Here is a 25,333-nt window from a genome sequence, read left to right on the forward strand (position 1 = left end):
TTCAGATCCCTGTGGTGAAACTGCTCGACCAGATCTGCATCTGGTAGGTGATGTGCTCCCACACTCCGGTGACCAGCAGGACGCCGACCGCCACGAGCATGACCCCGCCGGTCCTGATGACCCACACGTAGTGGCGCTTGACCCAGGCGAAGGCGCCCAGCGTACGGCGGAAAGCTATGGCCGCGACGATGAAGGGCACGCCGAGCCCCGCGCAGTAGAACGCCATCAGCAGGGCGCCCCGGCCCGCGCTGGCGTCGTCAAAGGCCAGCGCGTTGACCGCGCCCAGGGTCGGGCCGACGCAGGGCGTCCAGCCGAGCCCGAACAGCACGCCGAGCAGCGGCGCGCCCGCCAGGCCCAGCGCCGGCTTGGTGTGGAAGCGGAACTCGCGCTGCGTGAGCCCGCCGACGATGCCCATGAAGGCCAGGCCCAGCACGATGGTCAGCGCGCCGAAGACCTTCGTCAGGATCTCCCGGTGGACCTGGAGGGTCTGCCCGAAGTTGCCGAAGAGGGCGCCGCCGGAGACGAAGACGGCGCTGAAGCCGAGCACGAAAAGCGACGCGCCCGCCAGCATCCTGCCCCGCCTGGCCTCGGCCAGGTCGGTGCCGGTCACCCCGGTGACGTACGACAGGTAGCCGGGGACCAGCGGCAGCACGCAGGGCGAGAAGAAGGAGATCAGCCCGGCGAACATCGCGACCGGGATGGCAGCCAGCAGCGCCCCGGTGAGCACCGTCTGGTTCTCGTCGACCGCCAGGACCATCAGCGCGCCGTTGCCGCCCACGTCACTTCTCCGCGGCGATCGGGTCGATCAGCTGGTTCAGGTCGTCCTGGCCCAGCGGCTTGAGCGCCCGGGCCGCGACCCGGCCCTGCCGGTCGATGACGAGCGTGGCGGGCAGGCTCTGCGGGTTGAGGCTGCCCTTGGGGAAGCGCAGGATCAGCTTGCCGTACGGGTCGTACAGGTTGGGGTAGGTGATGCCGTACCGCTTGGTGAAGGCGGCGGCGTTCGACGCGGTCAGGTCCCGGGTGTTGATGCCGAGGAACTGCACCCCCTTGGCCTTGTCCGCGGCGGACACGTCGGCCAGGTGCGGGGCCTCGGCGCGGCAGGGGCCGCACCAGGAGCCCCAGATGTTGATGACGACGACCTTGCCCTTGTACGCGGCCAGGCTGTCCTGCCCGCCGGCCACGGTCTTCCCCGACAGGTCGGGGGCCGGTTTGCGGTCCGCGGGCTTGAGTACGGTGATCTCGCCGGTGCCGCTGACGAAGTTGGAACTGCCCGATTTCGAGCCGGTCGAGGACGACGAGCAGGCGGCGAGCGCCAGCGCCACGACAGCGGCTCCGACCAGTGCGGCGGCACTGCGGAGCGGGCGGCGTCGAGGGGCGCGCGTAGGACTCATGTGAAAAGTTTCGCATGGGCCTTCGGGCGATCTTCGACACCCCCGACACCGGCACCAAAAGCGGCAATCGCCCCAAGTAAGGACCAGATGAACGGTGCCGGCGCGCGGGTGCGGGCCTGCGGCGGTCAGGCCATCGGGACCGACGAGGAGGTGGTCTCGGCGGGGACCGGGGCCGGCAGCGTCATGAAGTCCTTCCAGCCCTGCGACGGCGCCTGGCCGACCTCCAGCCGGCGCAGCCGGTCGAGCACCGCCGGGTCCTGCGCGTCCAGCCAGTCCACGAACTGCCGGAAGGACACGATGCGCACGTCGTCGTGCCCGGCGGTGGCGATGTACTTGAACGCGTTCTCGACCGCGTCCATGTAGATCCCGCCGTTCCACTGCTCGAAGTGGTTGCCGATGTAGTAGGGCGCCCTGTTGGTCTGGTACGCCCGCTCGAAGCCGGCAATGTACGACGCCGTGGCCTGCTCGCGCCAGTACGGGTAGTTGCGCGGGTCGCTGCTGGTCGCCGCGTGCGACTGGTTGGCCAGCATGTTGTAGTCCATCGACAGCACCTCGAAGGAGTGCCCGGGGAAGGGGATCAGCTGGAGCGGCAGGTCCCACAGGCCCTGCTTCTTCGCCGGCCAGATCTGGTTGCCGCCCGGCGAGCTGGCGTCGTAGCGGAAGCCGAGCGCGGCGGCGGTCGGCAGCCACTGGTCCTGGCCGAGCAGGCACGGGGTGCGGGCGCCGATCAGCTCCTTGTCGTAGTCGAAGGGCAGCGGGTCCTCGTCTTGCCAGCCGGTCTGCGTCTTCCAGGTCGTCACGAAGGTCCTGGCCTGGTCGATCTCGCTCTTCCAGTCCGCGGGGGTCCAGCGGCCGACGCTGCCTGGGCCGGCGCAGAAGTGGCCGTTGAAGTGGGTGCCGATCTCATGGCCCTCCTGCCAGGCCTGCCGGACGTTGTCCAGCGTCATCCGCAGGTGGTCGTCGGCGAGGTAGCCGATGTCGGAGGCGCCGAGGGGGCTGTTGGGCGGGTCGTACTCCAGCTTCTTGTCCTCGGGCAGCAGGTAGAGGCCACTCAGGAAGAAGGTCATGGACACGCCGTGGTCGGCGGCGAGCTTGCGGAAGCGGGGGAAGAGGCCGGTGCCGACCTCACCGGCACCGTCCCAGGAGAAGATCACGAACTGCGGCGGGGTCTGCCCCGGCTCCAGCCGCTCCACGGCCGGCTGGTGCGGCTGGTCCCCGGTGTACGCGGTGCTCCCGTCCCCGATCAGCTTCACCGTCTTGGCCGGCGCGTGCGCCCCGCTGGCCCCCGACGGCTCCCCCGTCCGCTCGCCGCCCCCGCTCTTCTTCCCCGTCCCGCACCCCGCGACAGCCAGCCCGGCCGCAGCCCCTGCGGTTGTCGTCAGCAGACTCCTTCGGCTCATCCCACTCATGTGTGAACCCCGTCTCTCGGCATGCATGTCCTGCAGCTGAGGCGGGCGGAAGTGCGGACGCCCACCATGACGTCCACACATTCCGTGCGTATTATCCTATTTTTGTAAAATCACCTGAATATCCCTCACCCGGCCCACGCCTTTTCGCCCTCCCGGCTGATGCACCCCGCGGAGGGGGGCGCACTGGACGGGCGCGTGGGGGGTACCCCCCAGGCGAAGCCCCTCCGGGACGGAGCGGACCCGCGCCCCGGTGGGCGCTGAGCACAGTTACCCGCGCCGCCGCGCCGGAGGCGTTACGCCCCCTTGGGGCCCTTCGCGCCGCGGAGGTGGGGAGGGACCAGGTCGATGGCGGGCTCGGCATAGCCGACCGAGACGATCTCGTCGCCGCGGTAGGTGAAGCTCGTCACGCTGGCCAGCGTGCACTGCCGGCGGCGCGGGTCGTGCCACAGCCGCCGCCGCTCGGCGTAGGAGCGCAGGATCCAGATCGGCAGCTGGTGGCTGACGCACACCGCCTCGTGCCCCCGCGCGGCATCCCGGGCCGCGCCGACGGCCGCGGTCATGCGCACGACCTGGTCGACGTACGGCTCCCCCCAGCTGGGCCGGAAGGGATTCCTGAGGTACTTCCAGTTGGCCGGCTTGCGCAGCGCCCCGTCACCGACGCCGAAGGTCTTGCCCTCGAAGATGTTGGCGGCCTCCAGGAGGCGGGGGTCCGCCGCGACGTCGAGGCCGTGCGCCTTGGCGATGGGCGTCGCCGTCTCCTGGGCACGCTCCAGGGGCGAGGCGACGACGTAGGTGATGTCCCGCCGTGCGAGGTGCTCGGCGACCCGGTCGGCCATCTGCCGGCCCAGCTCGGACAGGTGGTAGCCGGGCGCCCTGCCGTAGAGCACCCCGCCGGGATTGTGGACCTCGCCGTGCCGCACGACGTGCACCACGGTCAACTCGTCGCTGCCGGCACTGGTGTTGCTCATACGTGGGCCTCCGCTGCGGCACGTGCGGCGGCGGGCAGCGCGGCGGCGATACGCTCCACGGCCCGCTCGTCGTGTGCGGTCGACACGAACCAGGACTCGAACGCCGACGGGGGCACGTACACGCCCTGCGCCAGCATCGAGTGGAAGAACGGGGTGAAGCGGTACGCCTGCTGCCGCTTCGCCCCCTCGAAGTCACGGACCTCCTCGTCCGTGAAGAAGACGGAGAACATACTGCCCGCCGTCTGCAGGCGGTGCGCGACCCCCTCCTTGCCGAGCGCCGCCGTCACCAGCCCCTGGATCTCCGCGGAGACCGCGTCCACCGTCGCGTAGGCCGCGTCGTCCAGCAGCCGCAGCTGCGCGAGCCCGGCCGCGGTCGCCACCGGATTCCCCGACAGCGTGCCCGCCTGGTAGACCGGGCCGACCGGCGCGAGCTGCGCCATGACGTCGGCGCGCCCGCCGAAGGCCGCCGCGGGGAAGCCGCCGCCCATGACCTTGCCGAAGGTCATCAGGTCGGGGCGGACGCCGTCGAGCCCGTACCAACCGGCCTTGCTGACCCGGAAGCCGGTCATGACCTCGTCGGAGACGTAGAGGGCGCCGTCGGCCGCGCACAGGTCCCTGAGCCCGGCGTTGAAGCCGTCGCGGGGCGGCACGACGCCCATGTTGCCGGGCGACGCCTCGGTGATGACGCAGGCGATCTGCCCGGGGTGCGCGGCGAACGCGGCCCGTACCGCGTCCAGGTCGTTGTACGGCAGCACGATCGTGTCGCCGGTCTGCGCGCCGGTCACGCCGGGGGTGTCGGGCAGCCCGAAGGTGGCCAGGCCGGAACCGGCGGCAGCCAGCAGCGAGTCCACGTGGCCGTGGTAGCAGCCGGCGAACTTGACGACCTTCGCCCGCCCGGTGAAGCCGCGGGCCAGCCGGATCGCGGACATCGTCGCCTCGGTGCCGGAGGACACCAGCCGTACCTGGTCCAGCGGTTCGACCCTGGCCACCATCTCCTCGGCCAGCGCGACCTCACCCTCACTGGGCGTGCCGAACGACGTACCGCGGGTCACCGCGTCCTGGACGGCGGCGACGACCTCGGGGTGCGCGTGGCCGAGGATCATCGGCCCCCACGAGCAGACCAGGTCCACGTACTCGCGACCGTCGGCGTCAGTGAGGTACGGACCGGTACCGGACACCATGAAGCGGGGCGTACCGCCCACGGCTCGGAAGGCCCGGACCGGAGAGTTCACGCCTCCTGGGGTCACGGCCGCCGCGCGGTCGAACAGTTCCTGGGACACTGGTGCTTCGTACGGATAGCTCACAGACACATGCTCTCAAACCCCGGGCGTTGCGCCACAACGTCTCAACCGTGCATCTGAGACGATGATCGGGTTGCATGGTTGGGGCGGCAGATGGTCGGGTAGTGGAATGCAGCAGACGGGTGGCGGTCCGGGCGACGGACCGGGCGAACACGTACCCGATCCCGATGACGCCCGTCCGACGGGCAAGCGCCGCCGCACCCCGCAGGACTCGCAGGACTCGCAGAATCGACACACCGCAGAGCCGAGCAGCCCGGAACCACGCGATCAAGAACACCACGAGCAACAGCAACAACGCGATCACCGCGTGCAGCGCGACACGAACGAACGCCGATCGACCGCAGAGGGCAGGAGCAGGGGTGGCCGAGTGGGGGTGACCTACAAGTATTTCGGTGCGCCCGACGGTGCCACGGCGGCCCGCGTCCCGATCTCCATGCGCCCGGAGGAGCTCGGCGGCGACGAACTCGGCCAGGGCCTGTACACCAAGGTCAAGCCGGAGACGATGGCCGCGATGGTCCTCACCGGCATCGAGGGCATACCCCCGGCCAAGGTCCCGCCCCTCGAACTGGTCGTCCTGCACCCGGACTACGCCGTCGTCCGGCTGCCCGCCTCCGTCGTGGAGCCGCTGCGGAACGCCAACGAGGAGTCCCTCGGCGCCGCCGCCTTCATATGGTCGACCGTGCCCGACCGCCGCGGTCCGCGCGACGCCTTCGTCATCTACCGCATGCTGCACGAATGGCAGGACTTCGCCCGCCGCTGCCAGGAATCCGGCCACCAGCTCTACTGCCTGGTCTGGCCGTAGGACCGCGCGGGGCTTCGCGGGACCCGCAAGGGGCCGCGGGCCCCGGCAAGGGTGAGAACTCCCCCGGGCCCGCGGGGCTTCGCGGGCCGTCAGCCGGCCGTGGCGCCGGCGTCCCTGCCGCCGGGCATGTCGGCCGCCTCCTCGTCCTCGTCCTCGTTCCATGCCAGCGCCTTGAGCTGCATACGCGCGGCGGGCGCGCTGCTGGGCACGGTCGCCCAGTACGGATGCGCGGTGACCTGGACCGAGAGCCGCACCAGGCGTCGGCGCAGCACGGTGGTCTGGGAGCCGGCGGCGCCGGCCAGTTGGCGATACGTGGCGTACCAGTCGCGCTGCGCCTGGACGAGGTCGGCGGGGAAGGTGTGGTGGTGCATGCCGGGGATTCTCGCATACGTTCGAACGTATGTACGAGACATCGAGTGCGCGGGACCCGCGTGTCGCGTCGCGGATCTCTCCGGCGCCTCGTACTCCGGCGCCCCGTACTCCCGCGCCTCGTACCTCCCGCCGCGGACCACCGCCGCTCCCGGGCGACCCGCCGGGAGGGGCGGGGTCACAGGCAGATCAGCAGGACGCAGATCTGGTGCGGCGGCTGCGGGGCTGCGGTGGCCGGCGGCTGGGACGGCGCCGTGGCCGCCGGCGGCTGCGCCGGTGCGGACGCCGTGGGCGCGGGGGCCGGGCTCTGGGTGGCCGCGGGCGGCTGCGTGACCGGGGCCGCGGTCGCGACCGGCTGCGTCATCGGCTGCCGGGCCGTCGTGGCCTGCGGGGCCACCGCCGTACGCGGGACGACGGGGATCGACGTGGTGCGCTGCGGCGGGGTCGTCGCCGCCGGGTGCGGGGCGGCCGGCCGGCCCGCGTGCTTCGGCGCCACCGCCGCCGCCGCCGGCGGAGTGCCGACCGGCAGCGTCGCGGCGGGCAGCGTGTCTCCCACCGGCACGTCCGGGGTCGTCGACGCGGCAGAATCGCTGCCGCCGGAACTGCCGCTCGGCATCGCCGCGATCGTCAGGCCGCCGCCGGCCAGCGCGACGGCCGTCGCCGCCACCGCCCTGCGGCGGTTCTTGCGCCAGCGCGCCTGCTGATGCCGCCTGGCGGCCCGCCCGCCGCCGGCGGCCGGCACGGGAGGTGCGGCCGGCTCCTCCGGCTCCGCATCAGGCACCGGCTCCGGCCGGTGACCCGCCCGCGGCATCGGCGGCTCCGGCATCAGTGGCGTGTCCCATAGCGCCGATATCGGCTCCTCACCGGAATACGGCGGCCGATACGCCGCCGGCGCGGGCGGTGCGATGTCCGGGGCGTACGCGCCGCAACCGGGGCATACGAGCGCCCCGTTGAGGTAGCGGCGGCATTGGTAGCAGTAGTCCATTTTTTCGGCTTATGGCTTTCTGTGCTGCTGCGGGCGGTTGACCGCAAAACGCTAACAGCACCGGCCGAGGCCCCTGCGCGGCACTTGTGAGGCTTTGGAAAAGATCGCCCGCCCAATTCCGGCGAAGTCGGCGCCAAGGGCGTGAATCACGGGGTCGCGCCACCAGCCGGGCATCCGCCCGAGGCCGCCGCTCACCCGCGCTCGCGGGCGTACCGCAGCAGCACCACGCCGTTCCCGAACCGGCGGGTGTCGAGGAGCCGGAGGCTCGCGCGGTCCGCGGCGCCCGCGAACAGCCGCTTGCCGGCGCCCAGCAGCACCGGGTGCACGTAGATCAGATACTCGTCGATGAGGTCGTGCTCGGCGAAGGCGGCGGCCAGGTCGGCGCCGCCCAGGGCGAGATCGCCGCCCGGCTCGGCCTTGAGCGCCTCGACCTCGGCGGGCACGACCTCGCGGACGACGGTGGCATTCCAGTCGGCGCGCTCCAGTGTCCGCGAGTAGACGATCTTGGGCATGTCCCGCCAGATGCGGGCGAATTCCTTCACCGGCTCCGGACTCGACGGGTCCTGGTCCGCGGTCGGCCAGAATTCGGCCATGAGTTCGTATGTGACGCGCCCGTCGAGAAATGCGCCCATCGTGCTCAGGTGCGCGTTGAAGTAGCTGTGCAGCTCCTCGTCCACGAGATGCCAGTCGATCTCGCGATTCGGCCCCTCCATGAAACCGTCGAGCGATACCGACATCATCAGTACGATCTTTCGCATCGCGTGGGCCCTCCTCTTCTCGGTGCCGGGGATGTGCGCGTCACCCGAATTGTGCCGCCTGGGTCCGACAATGGCCGCGACCAGCGGTTTCGGCGCGCGATAGGCTCTCCGCCGTACGAGGACGGCAGCAGGAGAGGGCGGCCCGGTGCACGGTCAGGCGCGGTTGCAGGACGAGACGGTCGGCGGCTATCTGGACCGGCTGGCCGCCCGGTTGCCGGCCCCCGGCGGCGGGGCGGCGGCCGCGCTGCACGCGGCCCAGGGCGCGGCCCTGCTGGGCATGGTCGCCCGCTACAGCACCGGCGAGAAGTACGCGGCCCAGGCCGCCGCCATCGCCCGCATCACCGCCGAGAGCGACGAACTGCGCTCGGCCGCTCTGGACTTGGCCGCCGCCGACGCGGCGGCCTTCACCGCGGTGACCGACGCGTACGGGCTGCCGCGCGCGGACGAGGCGCAGAAAGCGGCCCGGTCGGCGGCCATCGCCGAGGCCCTGGCCGGAGCGGCCCGGCCGCCCGCCGACGTCATCGGTGTGGCCGGCCGGATCGTCGCCCTCGCCGAGGAGCTGCTGCCGATCGGCAACCCGAACGTCGTGTCGGACGTCGCCGCCGCCGCGGAAGCGGCCAGGGCCGCGGCCACCACCGGCCGGGTGAACGTCGAGATCAACCTCGCCGGCATCAAGGACCCCGCCACCCGGGCCGCCTTGTCGGCGTCCACGGACGACGTGGACCCGCTGGCCGAGCGGGCGACAGCGGTGACCGAGGCGGTACGCAGGTCGCTGACCCGCTGACCCGCTGGTCTCGGGGCGCGCCGACCCGCCGGTCCGCCGCCCCGGGGGCACCGCGTCCGCACCGTACGCGGCCGCCCGCCCGTATCAAGAGCCGTACCCGAGCCGTACCCGAGCCGCATCCGAGCCCCAGTCGAGGAGTCGTCGCCATGACCGAGACCGTTCCGCTCACCGGTGCCGCGCCGGCCGCCGTCCTGCGGGACGAGGCGCGGGAGATCGCGGAGCGGCTGGTGCGCGAGGCGGGCGTACAGCCGCGGCTCGTGGTCGTCGTGGCGACCGAGGACGAGAGCACCGCCTGGTACGTGCGGTCGATCACCCGGGCCGCCGCGAAGGCCGGCATCGCGTGCGACACCGTACGGCTGCCCTCGAACGCCGAGGCCGCCGAGATCCGCAAGCAACTGGCCGCGCTGAGCGACGACCCCAGCGTCCACGGGGTGATCCTGCAGACGCCGCTGCCGCCCGGCACGTCCGCCGCCGACCTGGCGGGGGCCATCGCGCCGGAGAAGGACGTGGACGGCGCGAACCCGCTGAGCCTGGGCCGGCTGGCCGCGGGCCTGCCGGCCTTCGCCCCCGCGACCGCGGAGGCGGTCGTCAGCCTGCTGGACGCGCACGGCATCGGGCTCGCCGGCCGCGGTGTCGCCGTCGTCGGCCGCTCCACCGTCGTCGGCAAGCCGCTCGCGCACCTGCTGCTCGACCGCGACGCGACGGTGACGGTGTGCCATTCGCGTACCGCCGACCTGGCCGCGGCGACCGGCAGCGCGGACATCGTGGTGGCCGCGGCGGGCCGCGCCGGGCTGATCACCGCCGCCCATCTGGCCCCGGGCGCGATCGTCGTGGACGTCGGCACCAACCCCACCGAGGACGGCGGCCTGACCGGCGACGTGGACGCCCGGTCGGTCGCCGGCCGGGCCGCCGCCCTGTCCCCCGTGCCCGGCGGCGTCGGCCCGGTCACCACCGCGCTGCTGCTCCAGCACACCGCGCTCGCCGCGAGCAGGGCCGTCGCCGGGCACCAGTGACATCTGTCATGTCCGACCACGGATGTACGGCTCTGCCGGGCGCACCCCGCCACCGGTGATGCTCATGCCATGGCAATCACCGACGCACCGCGCATCCGCGACAGCAAGGACACCACGCACTGCGAGACCGCCAGGACCGGCGCGCACTACGAGACCGCCAGGACCGGCGCGCACTACGAGACCGCCAGAACCGGCGCGGACTGCGCCGGCGAGAAGGCCGGCTTCAGGCCCGTCCCGGTGTGGTTCTTCGCCTTCGAAGGCCTGATGGGCGCCTCCTACGACGTCGTCAGGTCCTCGCCGTACGGCTGGGTCTTCATCGCCGCCTCCGTCGCGGTGAACATCGTGCTGGCCCGCACGGTGCTGCGGGGGCGGCTGAAGATGGCCAAGGCGCTGCTCAAGGGCAAGCGCACCCGCAAGATCGCCGTCGGCCTGATCGCGCTGCGGGCCGGCCTGCACGTCGTGCTCGGCGCGGCCGGCATGCAGGTGACCTCGGGCCCCGCGCACATCGCGCTGGCCGGCGCCATGTGCGCCGTCACGGTCGCGCTGCTGTCCTTCGAGCAGCGCGTGATGCTGCGGGCGCTGGCCGCGGCCTGAGCGCGCGGCGCCGCGGGCGTACGGGCGTACGGGCGTACGGGCGTACGGGCCGCGGAAGCCGCCGCATATGCTGCGGGAAACGCAGCGCACCACGTGAGAGGCAGCACGACATGAGCACCCGTACCGCAGTGGTCACCGGCGCGAGCAGCGGTATCGGCGCCGCCACCGCCCGCAGGCTCGCCGAGGCCGGTTTCCACGTCGTGCTCACCGCCCGCCGCGCGGAACGGCTCGACGCCCTCGCCGCCGAGCTGACCGCCGCCGGGCACAGCGTGGCCGTCCATGCCCTGGACGTGACCGACAGGGCCGCCGTGGACGCCTTCGCGGCCGGCCTGGACGCCCACCCGCCGCTGCACGTCCTGGTCAACAACGCGGGCGGCGCGCTCGGCACCGACCCGGTCGCCACCGCCGACCCGGCGGACTGGCGGGCGATGTTCGAGGTCAACGTGCTCGGCGTGCTCAACGTCACGCAGGCCCTGCTGCCCGCGCTCAGCTCCTCGGGCGACGGCACGGTCGTGGTGATGTCCTCGACCGCGGGCCTGGCCACGTACGAGGGCGGCGGCGGTTACGTGGCCGCCAAGCACGGCGCCCACGTCATCGCCGAGACGCTGCGGCTGGAACTGAACGGCCGGCCGGTGCGGGTCATCGAGATCGCCCCCGGCATGGTCAAGACCGACGAGTTCGCCCTCACCCGCTTCCGCGGCGACGCGGACCGGGCCGCCGCCGTCTACGCCGGTGTGGCCGAGCCGCTGACCGCGGACGACGTCGCCGACACCGTGGCGTGGGCCGTCACCCGCCCGGCGCACGTGAACGTCGACCTGCTGGTGCTGCGGCCGCGCGCCCAGGCCTCCAACTACAAGGTGCACCGCGAGCAGTAACCGTCACACCTGGGAGTGAACTCCTGGCGCACCGTCAACTTCCGCCGTCGCGGGCGTTAGCGGTGCGCCGGCACCGGGAACCATGTCCGCGTCCGGTCTTCACGCGTAGATCCGTACGGCACCCCTTCCCGTCAGCACGGTCCAGCCCGGAGCCGCCCCCCGGCCCGGGGCGGCCGTCCGTGCGCGCCCGTACCGGAGGTCCGCCCATGCGCGTCCGCCTGGCACTCCCCCTCGCCGCCGCCGTCCTGTCCCTGCCCGCCGTGCTCGCCGCGGCCCCGGCCGCCGCCGCCGCACCCGCCGACAAGGCGCAGGTGCTGAGCAACTGGACGCAGACCAGCGCCGCCAGCTCCACCACCTGGCTCGCCGCCCGCAGCAACCAGGCCGCCTGGTCGGCGTACGGCTTCGACTGGTCGACCGACTACTGCTCGGACTCCCCCGACAACCCGCTGGGCTTCCCCTTCAAGACCGCCTGTGCCCGGCACGACTTCGGCTACCGCAACTACAAGAAGGCCGGCGCCTTCAGCGCCAACAAGGCCCGGCTGGACAGCATGCTCTACGCCGACCTCGAAAGGGTCTGCGCCGGCTACTCGGGCGTGGCCAGGTCCGCGTGCGACGCCACCGCGTGGACGTATTACCACGCGGTGGACGTCTTCGGCTCGGCCACGCCGGCCCGGAGCGCCGTGTGACGCGCCCGGCGGGCCGGGGCCTGTCCTGCGGCCCCGGCCCGCCGGGCCCCGTGCTGCCGTCAGCTGTGCGCGACGGTGAGCGCGTAGAAGGCGACGCGGGCGCCGTTGGTGGTGCTGTCGGAGGACGACTGGTTGTAGGAGCCTGCCTTGAAATACTGCTTGTAGGCGTTGAAGGACGACGGGATGGCGTAGTGCGTCGTGCCTCCGTTGACGGTCAGGTCGATGGTGTTGCCGCCGGACACGCCGATCGTGTAGCTCCACATGGTGCCGACCGCGACATGCCCCACGGTGTGCGTGGTCTGGCCGCCGTCCGGGGAGTTCTCGACGCCCGCGACGATGTCGCCGTTGGAGTGGTAGTACAGCTCGATCAGCGGCTTGGTCGACGTGCCGCCCGAGCCGAGGTGGATCTGCCCCACGCACACGTTCGACGTCACGGACACCACCCGCAGCGTCGCGTTCAGCCGGTGGGTGCCGGCCAGCGACCAGTCGGCGGCGCTGCCGTCGGTTTTCATCTCCCGCAGCTCGGAGCGGGCGTAGTTGGAGTTCGGCGTCGTGACGCCCTTCTCCGGCGCCCAGAAGGTCATGGCGCCGTCCGACCCGTCGGTGTAAAAGTACGAGTCCTGGTAGCCGCCCGCGCCCTGGAGCCGCGACGACGAGATCGTGGTGGGCGAACCGGGCGAGCCCACCGGCTCCTGCAGCTCCCACACCGACAGGTTGAAGTTCCCGCCGGGCGCCACCCCGGTGTTGAGCCCCCCGGACGGCGGCGTCGAGCCGCCGGGCAGCGTCCACTTCTGGTTGGCCGCGCCGGTGCACGTCCATATCTGCAGCTGGTTGCCGTTGGCGGACGACTGGCCGGTCGCGTCCAGGCACTTGCCCGAGCCGGTGTTGACCAGCTCGCCGTTGGCGGCGGTCCACTGCTGCGCCGCGCTGCCGTTGCAGTCGTACAGCTGCACCTTGGCGCCGCTGGCCGCCGAGGCGCCCGTGACGTCCATGCACTTGCCCAGTGCCCGCACCGAGTTGTCGGCGTTGCCGACCGTCCAGCTCTGCGCGGTCGACCCGTTGCAGTCGTACAGCTGCACATGCGCCCCGTTGGCGCTCGAAGCGGCGGCCACGTCCACGCACTTGCCGCCGAGCCCGGTGATCGGCCCGGCACTCGCGGCCGAGGCGCCGGGCGAACCCAGCAGCCCGAGCGCGCCGACGACACCCGCGGCGCCGAACACCGCGAGCATTCTTGAACGGCTATTCATGTGGGGGTCCTTAAGCCTAGAGGGTGGTCTAGTCCAAAGGGTGCGCCCCAGTTGAATAACACGCCCCCGACACCGCGTCAACGTCCAGCCGGGTGACGGCCCTGACGACGGCTTTCCCGGCCCGCCCCGGGGAAACAGAAGGAAGGGAAGCGCAATACCGGGGCATAAGATGGGCAATCGCCGGGCAGCACGGGAACGAGGGGTCAGGTGCGGGACGCGGACGTGGTCATCGTGGGCGCGGGGGCCGCCGGACTGTCCCTGGCCCGGATGCTGTGCGCCGCGGAAGGCGGGGCGCCGACCTCACGTGCCCTGTCCGTCGTCCTCGTGGACGCTCCCCGCGGCCCGCTCCGGCCCCCCGAGCGGACCTGGTGCTTCTGGGAGCCGCCGGGCGGCCCGTACGACGCCCACCTTGCCGCCTCCTGGGAGCGGTTGCGGGTGCGCGGTCCGGACGGGGCGCAGACGGTCGGGCGGCCGCGGCCGTACCGCTACAAGATGCTCCGCGCGCGCGACTTCGAAGCGCTGGTCGGCGGTGAGCTGGCCGCCTCGCGGCGCTGCCGCCGCGTCGAGGCGGTGGTGGACAGCGTCCACGACCACGCCGACGGCGCCGTGGTGCGCGGGCGGGACGCCGCCGGGCAGGAGCTGGCGCTGCGCGCCCGCTGGGTCTTCGACTCGCGGCCGCCGCGACGGCTGCCCCCGGCCCGCACGACACTGCTCCAGCACTTCCGCGGCTGGTTCGTCCGCACCGACCGGCCGGCCTTCGACCCCACGGTCGCGGACCTGATGGACTTCCGTACGCCCCAGCCGGCCCAGGGCCTGTCCTTCGGCTACGTCCTGCCGCTGAGCGCCGACCGCGCGCTGATCGAGTACACCGAATTCTCCCGAGAGGTGCTGGACACCGACGGCTACGAGCGGGCCCTGCGCGGATACACGCGGGACGTGCTGCGGCTGGGCGAGCCGGACGGCCCACGCGGGGCGGGCGGCTTCCGGGTCACCGCCGTCGAGCAGGGCGTCATCCCCATGACGGACGGCCGGTTCGAGCGGCGCGCGGGACGGTCGGTCTTCCGGATCGGCACGGCGGGCGGCGCCACGCGCGCGTCGACCGGCTACACCTTCGCCGCCGTCCAGCGGCAGACCCGGGCGGTGGCCGAGGCCCTGGCGGCGGGCCGTACGCCGCTGCCCCCCTCCCCGCACTCCCGGCGCTCGCAGGCGATGGACGCCGTCATGCTCAGGGTGCTGGACAGCGGGCGGGTGGACGGCGCGCGCTTCTTCACGTCGCTGTTCGCGGGTGTGCCCATGGAGCGGCTGCTGCGCTTCCTCGACGGCGGCTGCGGGCTGCGCGAGGACGTGTCGATCGGGCTGCGCACCCCGGTGGCGCCCATGGTGCGGACCGTCGCCGAACTGCCCTTCCTGCGGCGCCGCAGCCCACCGCCGCCGGGCGGCCCGTGGTGACGCCCGGCGCCCGGCGCGTCGAGCTGCCCTTCCTGCGGCGCCGCGCACCGTCCTGACGGTCGGCGTCCGGCGCCCGGCCCTCGCACCCGACACCCACCCCCCTGGAGAAGGCACATGCCCCTGCTGCGCGACGCCGAGCTCTCGTCCGCCTTCGACCACGGCTCACGCGCCTACGACCGGCTCGTCGCGGCCAACCCGGGCTACCACGCGCACCTGCGGCGCTCAGCCCGCCGCCTGCGGCTGCGCGCGGGCGGGGCCGGGCTGCGCCTGCTCGACCTGGGCTGCGGCACCGGCGCGTCGACCGCCGCGCTGCTGGCCGCCGCGCCGCACGCCGAGATCGTCGCGGTGGACGCGTCGGCGGGGATGCTGGAGCGGGCGGCCGCCAAGCGCTGGCCGCCGTCGGTGTCGTTCGTGCACGCGCCGGTCGAGGACCTGGCCGCGACGGCGGCCACGTCCGGCCGTTTCGACGCCGCCTTCGCCGCGTACCTCTTCCGCAACGTCGCCGATCCCGACGGCACGCTGGCGACCGTGCGCGACCTGCTGGTGCCCGGCGGGCGGCTGGCGGTCCACGAATACGCGCTGGCGGGCGGCGCCGCGGAAAGGGCCGTGTGGGCGATGGTCTGCAAGGGCATCGTGCTGCCCGCCGGGCGGCTGGTCGGCGACGCGGCCCTCTACCGCCACCTGTACGACAGTGTCGTCGGGTTCGACACCCCGGCCGTCTTCGGCCGGCGGATGCGGCAGGCCGGCTTCACGGACGTACGCGTCCTGCCGCTGCCGGGCTGGCAGACGGGCATCACGCACACCTTCGTCGGGCGGTCGCCGGGCGCGGCGGGCGAGGCTTTCGCGGCGGGCGCGGCCGACGCGGCCGACGCGGCCGGCGACGCTTTCGCGGCGGACGGCCCGGCCGACGACACCGCCGGGGCCGGACGATGAGCGGGACCGGCGGAGCCGCCGCGCGGCAGAAGGCGGCGGCGCCCAGGCGCGGGCGGGACCGGCGGGCCCAGGTGATCCCCGCGCCGCCGGGACGGCAGCGCTTCGAGACGTCGGCGGCGCCGTCCGCCGCGATCGTCGGCGGCGGCATCGCGGGCCTGGCGGCCGCCACCGCGCTGGCCGAACGCGGCGTGCGCGTCACCCTCTACGAGCGCGAACAGGGCCTCGGCGGCCGGCTGGCCGGCTGGCCCGTGGAGCTGCCCGACGGTTCGACGGCCACCATGAGCCGCGGCTTCCATGCCTTCTTCCGGCAGTACTACAACCTGCGCGGGCTGTTGCGCCGCGCCGACCCCTCGCTCGGCAGCCTCACCGGACTGCCCGACTACCCGCTGCGGCACAGCAACGGCATGCACGACAGCTTCGCCCGGGTGCCGCGCACCCCGCCGTGGAGCGCCCTGGGATTCGTCGCGCTCAGCCCGGCCTTCGGTTGGCGCGACCTGGTGCGCATGGACCCGGTCGCCGCGCTGCCCCTGCTGGACGTGCGGGTGCCGCAGGTGTACGAGCGGTTCGACACCGTCAGCGCCCGGGACTTCCTGTCCCGGATCCGCTTCCCGGAGGCCGCGCACCACCTGGCCTTCGAGGTCTTCTCGCGCAGCTTCTTCGCCGACCCCGCGCAGCTGTCGGCCGCCGAGCTGGTGCTGATGTTCCACATCTACTTCCTGGGCTCCAGCGAGGGGCTGCTCTTCGACGTGCCCGACGAGCCGTACCCGCAGGCGCTGTGGGAGCCGCTGGGCCGCTACCTGGCGGGCCACGGGGTGGACTTCAGGACCGGCACGGCGGTGGACGAGGCCGGTCCCGACGGGGACGGCGGTGTGCGGGTGACCGCGGGCGGCCGGACCCGGCGGCACGACGCGCTCGTCCTGGCGCTGGACACCGCCGGCCTGCGCCGGCTGGTCGCCGCGTCACCGCGGCTGTGCGACCGGGCATGGCGCGAGCGGATCGCCGCCCTGCGGACCGCGCCCCCCTTCCTGGTCTCGCGGCTCTGGCTGGACCGGCCGGTGCTCGCCGACCGCGCCGGCTTCCTCGGAACGAGCGGCTTCGGCCCGCTCGACAACGTCAGCGTGCTGGAGCGGTGGGAGGGCGAGGCGGCCCGCTGGTCGGCGCGCAGCGGCGGCTCGGTGGTGGAGCTGCACGCCTACGCGTACGACGACGGCGGCGACCGGCGGGCGGCCGCGGACCGCCTCGTGCAGCGGCTGCACGAGGTGTACCCGGAGACCGCGGACGCGAAGGTGGTCCACCGCCACGACGAATGGCGCGACGACTGCCCCCTCTTCCCGGTCGGCGGCTTCACCGCCCGCCCCACCGTGCACACCCCCGACCCCGCGGTGACCATGGCCGGTGACTTCGTCCGCACCGACCTGCCGGTGGCCCTGATGGAACGTGCGGCCACGACAGGTTTCCTCGCGGCCAACCGCCTCCTCACCGGCTGGGGAGTCCGCGGCCAAACCCTCTGGACGGTCCCCCCCACCGGCCGCTCAGCCCCCTTGCGCGCCCTGGCCCGCCTCGGCGCCCACTGAGCCAAGCCCCTGGCGGGGAGCCGGCGGTGCGGTGCGCGCCCTGACGGCCGGTCGGCCCGTCCTGCCCCTCCGGCCCGCGGGCCGGCTGCCGGACCCCAGGTGCGGGGCGCCAGCGACCCTGCCCGGTCAGGCAATCCTCGGCGCCGTCTGAGCCGGGACCCCTCGCCCTGACCGGGGTCCGCGGCGCCGCCCTGACGGCCCGTCGACCTGTCCCGCCCGTCCGAGCCGCAGGCCCGCGCTGCCGCACCCCAGCTGCGGGCGCCAGCGGCCCTACGCGCCCTGTCCCGGCTCGACGGGCGCTGAGCCGGGACCCCCGGCCCGAACCGGGGCCCGGGGCGCCGCCCCGACGTCGGGGCGGTCCGGTCCGGCCGTCCCGTGCCGGGGGCCCGGATGGACTCAGCCCGGGAAGCGCCCGGTGCTCCGCAGCGCCCAGCGGCGTTCGGCGTAGGCGAGGTCGTCGCGCCACAGGCGGCCCGCTGCTGAGCGCATCAGGGGGCGCAGGAGGGGGGCGGCGGCGCGGGCCAGGGCGAAGCCGCGGCGGTCGGAGGCGGCGACCACGGCCTCGATCACCGCGGTCCGGGGGCGCGGGGACCCCTCGGGCGTCAGCGGGGTCGCGTGGGTCTCCACGACCGACCCTTCGCCCTCGCCCTCCGTGATGTGCATGACGACCGTGCGCGGCTCCGGCGCGGTGAAGACGGCACGGACGGGGACCACCAGTCGCCCCGCGACCTTGAAGGAGACGTCGACGGCGAAGCCGTCGGACCCGTCCCCGCGCGGGGGATCCGGCACTGTCAGGTCGACGAACGAGTACGGGTGCAGCCAGCCGCCGTGCCAGGGGTCGAGGCGGTTGGCCACCACGTCCTCGGGTTCGCAGACGCCGAAGCCGGTGTAGACGGCGCCGACGGACCGCGCGGTGTGCGGCCGGCGCGGGACCACCGGGCGGTCCAGCGGTTCCTCGCCGCCGAGCCTGTCCAGCCGCACCCAGGCGAGCACCCCGTCGTCGTGGACCGGATAGGGCTCCCAGCCGGCGAACGGCTGCCCGTCCAGCGCCATGCCATGCCAGTGGCAGATGAGGGTGCCGCAGCGCACCACGGCGTCCCCGAGGGGCGCCCCCAGGTGCGGGCAGGCCCCGGGGCCGCCGCGCAGGACGCCCTGGCCGTCCCGCCACAGCACCACTTCGACGCCGCCGACGACCCGCCCGTAGGGCCTGCCCTCGCGGATGGACCGCGCGTCGCCGACGACGTACCAGTTCCCCGACGGGCGGCTCCGCGCCCGCTTCACGGCGTCGGCGATCAGCCGGGGCCGGGCCTGCTGCCAGGTCGGCTGCTGCCGCTCCCAGTCCACGGCGCCGCGCCGCAGCCGCAGCGGGATGCGCGAGCGCTTCTTCGGTGTCATCCCGCGTCCTCCCGCTTGTGCGCGCGTTTCGCGGGGCCGCCGGCCGCGGCGTCCTGCCACGGCTGGATCCGCACCGCCCGGACGCGCGCCCCGGGGCGGCCGCCGTCCGACGGGCCGGTGTCCGACGTCTCCGGGCGGCGCCCGCGCCGCCCGCTGGCCCGGAACCGCGCCACGGCCAGGCGGGCCAGGCCGTCGGCCGCCACGGCGGCGCGCCGCCGGCGCGGGACGACCGCACGGCGGTGCAGCACGGCGTAGCCGTCCGCGGCGATGGCGTCGAGAATGCCGCCGTACAGCACGAAAGCGGTGCGGATGCAGGGCCGCGCCACCGGATCGAGCATCGGCAGGCCGGGTGCGGCCTCGCGGTAGACCCCCCGGGTCATGCCGGCCGCCGCCTTCAGTGCGGCGGTGATACGCGCGTCCCGGCGGCCGGTGGTCCGGCTCCAGGTCAGCAGCTCGCGGTCGACGCCGTGGGCCGCCAGCAGGTCCGCCGGGAGGTAGATGCGGCCGCGGTCGAGGTCCTCGCCGACGTCGCGGAGGAAGTTGGTGAGCTGGAAGGCCACCCCTAGTGCCGCGGCATGGGGGGCGGCCTCCTCGCGGGGCACGACCGAGCCGAGCACCGGCAGCATCTGGAGTCCGATCACCGCGGCCGAGCCGTACATGTACCCGTAGAGGTCCGCGTAGGTCGGGTAGTCGGTGACTTCCAGGTCGCTGCGCATCGAGGCCATGAAGTCGGTGAAGTGCCGGTGGTCGATGCCGTACACGGCGGCGGTGTGCGCCAGTGCCCGCACCACCGGCACCGACGTGCCGCCCCGGCGCAGCCCGTCCGCCAGCTCGTCGTGGAGGACCGCCAGTTGGCGGGCGCGCTCGGCAGGGGTCCGGCCGTCGAGGCCGTCGACGATGTCGTCGGCCCAGCGGGCGAAGCCGTAGAGCGCGTGCACCGCCGGCCGGCGCTCCACCGGGAGCAGCCGGGTGGCCAGGAAGTACGTCCTGCCGTGCCGGGCGTTGAGCCGGCGGCACTCGGCGTAGGCGGCGCGCAGCGCGGGGTCGGTGATCCCGGCGGCGTCGAGCTCCCGGGCCGTCATGCGGGCGTCCCTTCCGGCGCGCGGCGCGGGCTGCCCGCTGCCGGGCGCGGCAGGCGCAGGCCGGTGACGCGGGCGGCGGCGAGCTTTCCCGACAGCAGGACGGTCGGCACGCCCACCCCGGGCGTGGTGCCGCAGCCGGCCAGGACGGCGTTCTGCGTTCCGCGGACGAGATTGCGCGGCCGGAAGGGCCCGGTCTGCGGGAAGGTGTGCGCGGCCGAGAAGGGCGTGCCTGCGGCATGCCCTTGCGCGGTCCAGTCCGCGGGTGTGACCAGGCACTCCTGTTCGACGGCCGCCGCGATCCCGGCCATGCCGCGCCGGTCCAGCTCGCGCAGCAGGCTGTCGCGGTAGCGCGGCGCCAGGTCCTGCCACCGGCTCGCCGCGGGGCCGATGTCGGTGTTGGGGCAGGGCGCGAGGACGTAGTGCAGGTGCCGGCCGGGCGGGGCCAGGCTCGGGTCCGTGGCGGTGGGCCGCGTGATGAGGAGCGACGGGTCGCTCATGAGGTCCCCGGTGCGGGTCAGCTCCTCGAAGGTGCTCTTCCACGCCCCGCCGAAGGAGATGGTGTGGTGGGCCAGTTCCGGCCAGGTGCGGTCGGTGCCCAGGTGCAGGATCACCGCCGACGGGGAGTGCCGGAGCCTGAGCGGCCGGCGCGGACGGCGGCCGAGCAGTTCGTACGCGGCCGGCAGGTCGGCCGTCAGCACCACGGCGTCGCACGGGATGCGGTCGTGGTCGGTGACGACCGCGGTGATCCGCTCGCCCGCCCGCTCCAGCCGGACGACCCGCTGCCCGTAGCGCAGCTCCGCGCCCGCGTCGGCCGCCGCGTCCGACATCGCCTGCGGCATCGCGTGCATGCCGCCGCGGGGGAAGTAGACGCCGGCGACGGTGTCCATGTAGGCGATCACCGCGTACGCGGCCAGCGCCCGGGCCGGCGGCACCCCGGCGTACAGCGCCTGGAAGGTGAAGACGCGGCGCAGCCGCTCGTCGCGGACGAACCGCCCGATCCGCGCGTCCAGCCGCCCGAAGCCGCCGAGGGCCGCGAGCCGGGCGAGGTCGGGGCCGAGCAGTTGCAGCGGCGAGTCGAAGTTGACGTCGATGAAGCGCCGCATCTGGACCTCGTAGAGCTGCCCGAGCCAGGCGCGCAGCCGCCGGTAGCCCGCCGCGTCCCGGGCGCCGCAGAAGCGCTCGATCTCCGCTTCCATGGCCTCGGCGCCGGTGTGCACGTCCAGTGCGCTGCCGTCGGCGAAGGCCGCCCGGTAGGCCGGGTGCAGCGGGATCAGGTCCAGCCGGTCCGCCAGGTTCTCGCCGACCGCGGCGAAGGCCTCCGCCAGCACGTCGGGCATGGTCAGGACGGTCGGCCCGGTGTCGATGCGGTAGCCGCCGAGGTCGGTCCTGCCGGCCCGGCCGCCGGGCAGCGGCGCCCGCTCGACGATCGTCACCCGCCGCCCCGCGCCCAGCAGGTGCAGCGCGGCGGACAGGCCCGACAGGCCCGCGCCGATCACCACGACGTGGTCGGTACGTCCCGGCAGCGTCTTCATCGTCCCCCTCGTCCCGATCGGCTTTCCCATCCCCTTGCCGCGGCCGGCCCCCGCGGGCCGGGAGGTCCCGGCGGGCCGGTCGCTCCGGTGCCCTGCGCCGTGCGCGAGGTCCGGGCCGTCCGCCGCGCCGTCATCGGGCGCCTCCCGCTGTGGCCGCCCGCGGGCGGCCCGACAGCCGCGCGCCCCCGCGGTCCCGGGAGCGGACCGTCCCGGCGGGCGGCGGCAGCCCCGCCGCCCGGTGGAAGAGGGCGAGCAGCCGGCGGCGGCCCGGCTCGTCCAGCGGGGAGGCCGCCGCGAGGTGCTCCTCGCTGCGGGCGGCCAGCCGTGCGATCTTCGCCTCCACCACCGCGCGCGCCCCGGTCGCCTCCAGCACGCCGCGTACCTCCTCCACGTCGGCGTCGCGGAGTCCCTCGCCGCAGGCGGCCCGGCGCAGCACCGCGGCGGCTCGCTGGTCACCGGCGCTGTCCGCCCGCCGCCAGGCGACGGCCGCCAGGTAGGTGGGCTTGCCCTCCCTGATGTCCTCGCCCGACGGCTTGCCCGTGGACGAGGAGTCGCCGAAGGCGCCCAGCAGGTCGTCGCGGAGCTGGAAGGCGATACCGGCGCAGCGGCCCGCCGAGCGCAGCGCCCGGACGGTGCTCTCGTCGGCCCCCGCCAGCGCCGCCCCGATGGCCAGCGGCCGCTCCACCGAGTACAGGGCGCTCTTCAGGCAGGCGGCGCGGACCGCCCGCACCACCGAGCGCGAGCCGGTGACCTGACCGTGCAGGTCGAGGTACTGGCCTGCCACCATCTCGGTGCGCATCGCCTGCCAGATGCCGCGGACATCCCGGCTCGTGCCGGGCGGCAGCCGGGTCGCGGCCACGGTGTCGTCGGCCCACACCAGGGCCAGGTCACCGACGAGGATGGCGGCCGCCTTGCCGAACGGCTCGCCCGCGGCCGGGCGGCGGCCCGCCACGTGCGACGCGTACTGCGTCTCGACGTCTGCGTGCACGGTCGGCCCGCCCCGCCGCAGGTGCGAGCCGTCCATCACGTCGTCGTGCACCAGGGCGCAGGTCTGCACCAGCTCAAGCGCCGCGGCCAGCCGCAGCGCCGCATACGCCGCCTCCCCCGTCGTCCCGCCACCGCAGGCCCGCAGGGCCCACCACAGGAACTGCGAGCGCGTCCGCTTGCCGCCGCCGAGCGTGAAGCCGGCCGCCCGCTCCGCGATGTCCCGCGCGAAGACCGGGTCGATCGCCCGCGCGGCGGCCACCCGCTCGCCCAACCCGTCCGCCAGGACCTGGCCGACGGCCCCCGCGACGTCGGCGTCCACCAGCAGAGGGTCCGCGGTGCCGGAACGGACGGCCCGCGGGTCCGGGGTGTGCGGGTGGAGGGAGCGCTCCTCACCGTCGGCGGGGATCTCCTCCTGCGCCGGGCGTCCTCCCATCCCACGTCCCTTCGTCGCGTCCTGCCTGACGTCCTCGCGGCCCGGTCGCCCGGCCGGCGCGCTGCCTCTACGGATGCCCCGCGGATGCGTAAGCGCACTCGATTGACCACAAGTAATCGTGCCACCACCTAGTGTAACGATGACGGAAGTGTCGTGGCCGAGGCGCTCCTGGACGGGCTTCACCGGTCGGAGTCGGGCCAGACGTAGGGGAGGTCCGGTGCGGCGTCGGGGAAGAGCGGGCCGTAGTAGTCGGGGGCCTTGGCGACAAGCGCCGAGCGGTGGCTGAGGTGAAAGGCCGGGTCGCCCAGCCAGTTGGGCAGATCGCCGGTGCGGGCGAGCGCGTCCTCACCGCGTACCGGTGCTCCTGGCCGGTGGGCCGCGAAGTCCGCGCCCAGGCTGACCGCGCAGGTGTCGGCCCGGCCGGTCGAGGTCCACTCGCGGCACATCTCCAGGCCGTAGCGGACGAGCGCCTCCTCGTAGCCGCGCCACATCTTCACCGCCGGGTGGTGCCGCCAGCCGTAGCCGGGCACGGTCAGGCCGCGCAGCACCTGGAGCGCCTCGACCCGCTGCTTGCCGAGCCGGCGCGGGTCGAGCACGGCGGCGCTCGCCGCGAAGGACGGGTAGGGGAGAAAGGTCTGCACGCCGCCCATGCCTATCCGGTGCGCGGCGTCCCGAAGAGCTTCCCCGTTCACGTCCCCCGTTCGCCCCCGCGGCAGGGGGTGCACGACCGGCTGAGCTGCGCGACGCTGGACTGAAAGGCCCGGTGAGAGGAGGAGGCCATGTCGAAGAAGGGCGATCTCCACAAGGGCGACAAGGTCACGTGGCGGAGCCACGGGCAGACCGTGGCCGGCAAGGTGAAGAAGAAGATCACCGACCACACCCGGGCGGCCGGCCGGACCGTCGACGCGTCGTCGGACGACCCGCAGTACGAGGTGCAGAGCGACAAGACGGGGCAGTGTGCCGTGCACAGGCCCGACGCCCTGGACAGGAAGGGCAAGGACACGTGACCGCCGCCCGGCAGGGGCAGGACCGCCAGGAAGCGCTGGACGCCTTCGGGGACGCGGTCAACATGACCCCGGGCGAGCTGGAGAAGTGGCTGGCGACGGAGGAGTCCCGCGGTGTCGGGCAGAGCGACGGCGGCGAGAGCGTCGGGCACGCTTCCGGACGGCGCATCGTCGACCTGCTGCGGACGAAGAAGGCCGACCTGGACGACGACGACGTCGCCCACATGCGCAAGGTCACCGGTTACGTCCACCGCCACATCAAGCAGCGCCCCGGCGGCGACGTCACCGGGACGCGCTGGCGCTACTCCCTGATGAACTGGGGCCACGACCCGCTGAAGTGACGCAGGGCCCGCCCTCCGGATCTCCACGGGAGATCGGGAGGGCAGCCCGTCAACCCTTCACGCAGACGACCTGCTTCAGCTTCGCGACCACCTGCACCAGGTCCTCCTGCTGCTCGATCACCTTGCCGATCGGCTTGTACGCGCCCGGGATCTCGTCGACCACGCCGGAGTCCTTGCGGCACTCCACACCCCGCGTCTGCTCCTCCAGGTCCCGCGTCGAGTACGCGCGCTTGGCGGCGCTGCGGCTCATCCGCCGGCCCGCGCCGTGCGACGCCGAGTTGAAGGACGCCGCATTGCCCAGGCCGCGGACGATGTAGGACTCGGTCCCCATCGAACCGGGGATGATCCCCCACTCCCCGGAGCCCGCGCTGATGGCACCCTTGCGGGTCACCAGCAGGTCCATCCCCTCGTACCGCTCCTCGCTGACGTAGTTGTGGTGGCAACTGATGACACCGGGGCGGTAGTCGACGGTGGCCGTCCGGCCTTCGGCGTCCTGCTGCCGGCAGGAGACGACCTGGTCGAAGGTGACCCGGGCCTTCGCGAACTCCTTGCGGACCACGTTCTGGAGCAGGCCCATCATCAGGGCGCGGTTGCGCTTGGCGTATTCCTGCGCCCAGAACAGGTCGTTGCGGTATGCGGCCATCTGCGGGGTGTCCGCGATGAAGGCCGCGAGGTCGCGGTCGACCAGGCCCTGGTTGTGCGGGAGCTTCTGCGCCTGGCCGATGTGGAATTCGGCCAGTTCCTTGCCGATGTTCCGCGACCCGGAGTGCAGCATCAGCCAGACGTCCCCGGACTCGTCGAGACATACCTCGATGAAATGGTTTCCCGACCCCAGCGTGCCGATCTGCTGGGCCGCCCGCTCCGCGCGGAAGTGCACCGCCTGCGCCAGCCCGTCGAAACGGGCCCAGAAGTCGTCCCAGCCGGCGGTCGGCATGCCGTGCACATCGCCCGGGGCCACCGGTTCGCGGTGCAGGCCGCGGCCGACCGGGATGGCCTGTTCGATCCTGGCGCGCAGCCGGGACAGGTCGCCCGGCAGGTCGTTCGCGGTCAGCGAGGTCTTCACCGCGCTCATGCCGCAGCCGATGTCGACGCCGACCGCGGCCGGGCAGACGGCGCCGTGCATGGCGATGACGGAGCCGACGGTGGCGCCCTTGCCGTAGTGGACGTCGGGCATCACGGCGAGGCCCTTGATCCAGGGCAGCGTCGAGACGTTGCGCAGCTGCTGCATCGCGCCGCTGTCGACGGTGGACGGGTCGGTCCACATGCGGATCGGTACCCGGACCCCGGGCACTTCGGTGTACGACATGGCTGTCCCCCGGACATCGACCATCAGTGTGTGGAATAAGGCGAACCGGCCCAATTGCCTGATTCGCCGGGAAAGGGAACGCGTCGCCCGATAAACCCACCCCAGCCGGCGGTTT

The 25,333-nt window shown here is 73.8% G+C and carries 26 protein-coding genes; 11 read left to right on the forward strand and 15 right to left on the reverse strand.

Annotation, left to right across the window (positions count from 1 at the left end; translation table 11 throughout):
* Position 1: 1 nt before the first annotated feature.
* From BUE44_RS28860 to hemL, 5 genes are all read right to left on the reverse strand, one after another.
* On the reverse strand, positions 2 to 757 hold the full coding sequence (locus BUE44_RS28860; protein ID WP_079190179.1) for a cytochrome c biogenesis CcdA family protein: 756 nt from the start codon (positions 755 to 757) through the stop codon (positions 2 to 4).
* Between the two features lie 22 nt (positions 758 to 779).
* Positions 780 to 1,391, reverse strand: coding sequence for a TlpA family protein disulfide reductase (locus BUE44_RS28865; RefSeq protein WP_073501957.1), 612 nt, complete (start codon positions 1,389 to 1,391; stop codon positions 780 to 782).
* A gap of 125 nt (positions 1,392 to 1,516) precedes the next feature.
* A complete protein-coding gene (locus BUE44_RS28870; RefSeq protein WP_073501958.1) occupies positions 1,517 to 2,800 on the reverse strand; it encodes a polysaccharide deacetylase family protein in 1,284 nt (427 codons plus the stop codon).
* 293 nt (positions 2,801 to 3,093) lie between these two features.
* On the reverse strand, positions 3,094 to 3,768 hold the full coding sequence (locus BUE44_RS28875; protein ID WP_073501959.1) for a histidine phosphatase family protein: 675 nt from the start codon (positions 3,766 to 3,768) through the stop codon (positions 3,094 to 3,096).
* Positions 3,765 to 5,072 (reverse strand): glutamate-1-semialdehyde 2,1-aminomutase, encoded by a 1,308-nt coding sequence (hemL, locus tag BUE44_RS28880; RefSeq protein ID WP_073501960.1) that lies wholly within the window; start codon positions 5,070 to 5,072, stop codon positions 3,765 to 3,767. The genes BUE44_RS28875 and hemL overlap by 4 nt, the downstream gene beginning before the upstream one ends.
* A gap of 370 nt (positions 5,073 to 5,442) precedes the next feature.
* Here hemL and BUE44_RS28885 point away from each other — a divergent pair, with 370 nt between their 5' ends.
* Positions 5,443 to 5,871 carry a hypothetical protein gene (locus BUE44_RS28885; protein ID WP_073501961.1) on the forward strand — a complete coding sequence of 143 codons (429 nt, stop codon included), beginning with the start codon at positions 5,443 to 5,445 and terminating at the stop codon, positions 5,869 to 5,871.
* An 89-nt stretch (positions 5,872 to 5,960) separates the two neighbouring features.
* On the opposite strand, the gene BUE44_RS28890 is transcribed toward BUE44_RS28885, so the two are convergent.
* The 3 genes from BUE44_RS28890 to BUE44_RS28900 all read right to left on the reverse strand — a co-directional run bounded on the left by BUE44_RS28890 (position 5,961) and on the right by BUE44_RS28900 (position 7,983).
* Positions 5,961 to 6,242, reverse strand: coding sequence for a hypothetical protein (locus BUE44_RS28890; RefSeq protein WP_073501962.1), 282 nt, complete (start codon positions 6,240 to 6,242; stop codon positions 5,961 to 5,963).
* 176 nt (positions 6,243 to 6,418) lie between these two features.
* Positions 6,419 to 7,225 (reverse strand): SCO2400 family protein, encoded by an 807-nt coding sequence (locus BUE44_RS37200; RefSeq protein ID WP_456049214.1) that lies wholly within the window; start codon positions 7,223 to 7,225, stop codon positions 6,419 to 6,421.
* Positions 7,226 to 7,416: 191 nt separating this feature from the next.
* Positions 7,417 to 7,983 (reverse strand): dihydrofolate reductase family protein, encoded by a 567-nt coding sequence (locus tag BUE44_RS28900; RefSeq protein WP_073501964.1) that lies wholly within the window; start codon positions 7,981 to 7,983, stop codon positions 7,417 to 7,419.
* Between the two features lie 145 nt (positions 7,984 to 8,128).
* On the opposite strand from BUE44_RS28900, the gene BUE44_RS28905 reads away from it, so the two are divergent.
* The 5 genes from BUE44_RS28905 (at position 8,129) to BUE44_RS28925 (ending at position 11,935) form a co-directional block, all read left to right on the forward strand.
* Positions 8,129 to 8,767, forward strand: a complete 639-nt coding sequence (locus BUE44_RS28905; RefSeq protein WP_235002553.1) for a cyclodeaminase/cyclohydrolase family protein — start codon at positions 8,129 to 8,131, stop codon at positions 8,765 to 8,767.
* A gap of 146 nt (positions 8,768 to 8,913) precedes the next feature.
* Entirely contained in the window at positions 8,914 to 9,780 is an 867-nt protein-coding gene (locus tag BUE44_RS28910; RefSeq protein ID WP_073501965.1) for a bifunctional 5,10-methylenetetrahydrofolate dehydrogenase/5,10-methenyltetrahydrofolate cyclohydrolase, read from the forward strand.
* A gap of 69 nt (positions 9,781 to 9,849) precedes the next feature.
* Positions 9,850 to 10,374, forward strand: coding sequence for a hypothetical protein (locus BUE44_RS28915; RefSeq protein ID WP_235002555.1), 525 nt, complete (start codon positions 9,850 to 9,852; stop codon positions 10,372 to 10,374).
* 110 nt (positions 10,375 to 10,484) lie between these two features.
* Positions 10,485 to 11,249, forward strand: a complete 765-nt coding sequence (locus BUE44_RS28920) for an SDR family NAD(P)-dependent oxidoreductase (protein WP_073501966.1) — start codon at positions 10,485 to 10,487, stop codon at positions 11,247 to 11,249.
* A 206-nt stretch (positions 11,250 to 11,455) separates the two neighbouring features.
* The gene (locus tag BUE44_RS28925) at positions 11,456 to 11,935 is read left to right on the forward strand and encodes a phospholipase (protein WP_073501967.1); all 480 of its coding nucleotides are present in this window, start codon (positions 11,456 to 11,458) and stop codon (positions 11,933 to 11,935) included.
* 59 nt (positions 11,936 to 11,994) lie between these two features.
* Here BUE44_RS28925 and BUE44_RS38050 read toward each other — a convergent pair whose 3' ends face one another.
* Entirely contained in the window at positions 11,995 to 13,182 is a 1,188-nt protein-coding gene (locus BUE44_RS38050) for a polysaccharide lyase family 7 protein (protein ID WP_200804557.1), read from the reverse strand.
* A gap of 207 nt (positions 13,183 to 13,389) precedes the next feature.
* Here BUE44_RS38050 and BUE44_RS28935 point away from each other — a divergent pair, with 207 nt between their 5' ends.
* From BUE44_RS28935 to BUE44_RS28945, 3 genes are all read left to right on the forward strand, one after another.
* On the forward strand, positions 13,390 to 14,631 hold the full coding sequence (locus BUE44_RS28935; RefSeq protein WP_073501968.1) for a lycopene cyclase family protein: 1,242 nt from the start codon (positions 13,390 to 13,392) through the stop codon (positions 14,629 to 14,631).
* A gap of 114 nt (positions 14,632 to 14,745) precedes the next feature.
* Positions 14,746 to 15,564 (forward strand): class I SAM-dependent methyltransferase, encoded by an 819-nt coding sequence (locus BUE44_RS28940; protein WP_079190171.1) that lies wholly within the window; start codon positions 14,746 to 14,748, stop codon positions 15,562 to 15,564.
* Positions 15,561 to 17,138 carry an FAD-dependent oxidoreductase gene (locus BUE44_RS28945; protein WP_073501969.1) on the forward strand — a complete coding sequence of 526 codons (1,578 nt, stop codon included), beginning with the start codon at positions 15,561 to 15,563 and terminating at the stop codon, positions 17,136 to 17,138. The genes BUE44_RS28940 and BUE44_RS28945 overlap by 4 nt, the downstream gene beginning before the upstream one ends.
* Before the next feature lie 396 nt (positions 17,139 to 17,534).
* Here the strand turns inward: BUE44_RS28945 and BUE44_RS28950 are convergent, their stop codons facing one another.
* The 5 genes from BUE44_RS28950 to BUE44_RS28970 all read right to left on the reverse strand — a co-directional run bounded on the left by BUE44_RS28950 (position 17,535) and on the right by BUE44_RS28970 (position 23,208).
* Positions 17,535 to 18,533 carry a DUF5914 domain-containing protein gene (locus BUE44_RS28950; protein ID WP_073501970.1) on the reverse strand — a complete coding sequence of 333 codons (999 nt, stop codon included), beginning with the start codon at positions 18,531 to 18,533 and terminating at the stop codon, positions 17,535 to 17,537.
* The gene (locus tag BUE44_RS28955; protein WP_079190172.1) at positions 18,530 to 19,615 is read right to left on the reverse strand and encodes a phytoene/squalene synthase family protein; all 1,086 of its coding nucleotides are present in this window, start codon (positions 19,613 to 19,615) and stop codon (positions 18,530 to 18,532) included. The genes BUE44_RS28950 and BUE44_RS28955 overlap by 4 nt, the downstream gene beginning before the upstream one ends.
* The gene (locus BUE44_RS28960) at positions 19,612 to 21,147 is read right to left on the reverse strand and encodes a phytoene desaturase (protein WP_073501971.1); all 1,536 of its coding nucleotides are present in this window, start codon (positions 21,145 to 21,147) and stop codon (positions 19,612 to 19,614) included. The genes BUE44_RS28955 and BUE44_RS28960 overlap by 4 nt, the downstream gene beginning before the upstream one ends.
* Before the next feature lie 130 nt (positions 21,148 to 21,277).
* Positions 21,278 to 22,567 (reverse strand): polyprenyl synthetase family protein, encoded by a 1,290-nt coding sequence (locus BUE44_RS28965; protein ID WP_073501972.1) that lies wholly within the window; start codon positions 22,565 to 22,567, stop codon positions 21,278 to 21,280.
* Between the two features lie 179 nt (positions 22,568 to 22,746).
* Positions 22,747 to 23,208 (reverse strand): MSMEG_6728 family protein, encoded by a 462-nt coding sequence (locus tag BUE44_RS28970; RefSeq protein WP_073502004.1) that lies wholly within the window; start codon positions 23,206 to 23,208, stop codon positions 22,747 to 22,749.
* A gap of 138 nt (positions 23,209 to 23,346) precedes the next feature.
* On the opposite strand from BUE44_RS28970, the gene BUE44_RS28975 reads away from it, so the two are divergent.
* On the forward strand, positions 23,347 to 23,574 hold the full coding sequence (locus BUE44_RS28975) for a hypervirulence associated TUDOR domain-containing protein (protein WP_073501973.1): 228 nt from the start codon (positions 23,347 to 23,349) through the stop codon (positions 23,572 to 23,574).
* Entirely contained in the window at positions 23,571 to 23,912 is a 342-nt protein-coding gene (locus tag BUE44_RS28980; RefSeq protein ID WP_073501974.1) for a DUF3140 domain-containing protein, read from the forward strand. The genes BUE44_RS28975 and BUE44_RS28980 overlap by 4 nt, the downstream gene beginning before the upstream one ends.
* 49 nt (positions 23,913 to 23,961) lie before the next feature.
* On the opposite strand, the gene BUE44_RS28985 is transcribed toward BUE44_RS28980, so the two are convergent.
* Entirely contained in the window at positions 23,962 to 25,218 is a 1,257-nt protein-coding gene (locus BUE44_RS28985; protein ID WP_073501975.1) for an RtcB family protein, read from the reverse strand.
* Between the last annotated feature and the right edge of the window lie 115 nt (positions 25,219 to 25,333).

It is taken from the genome of Actinacidiphila paucisporea, assembly GCF_900142575.1.
Classification (GTDB): Bacteria; Actinomycetota; Actinomycetes; order Streptomycetales; family Streptomycetaceae; genus Actinacidiphila; species Actinacidiphila paucisporea.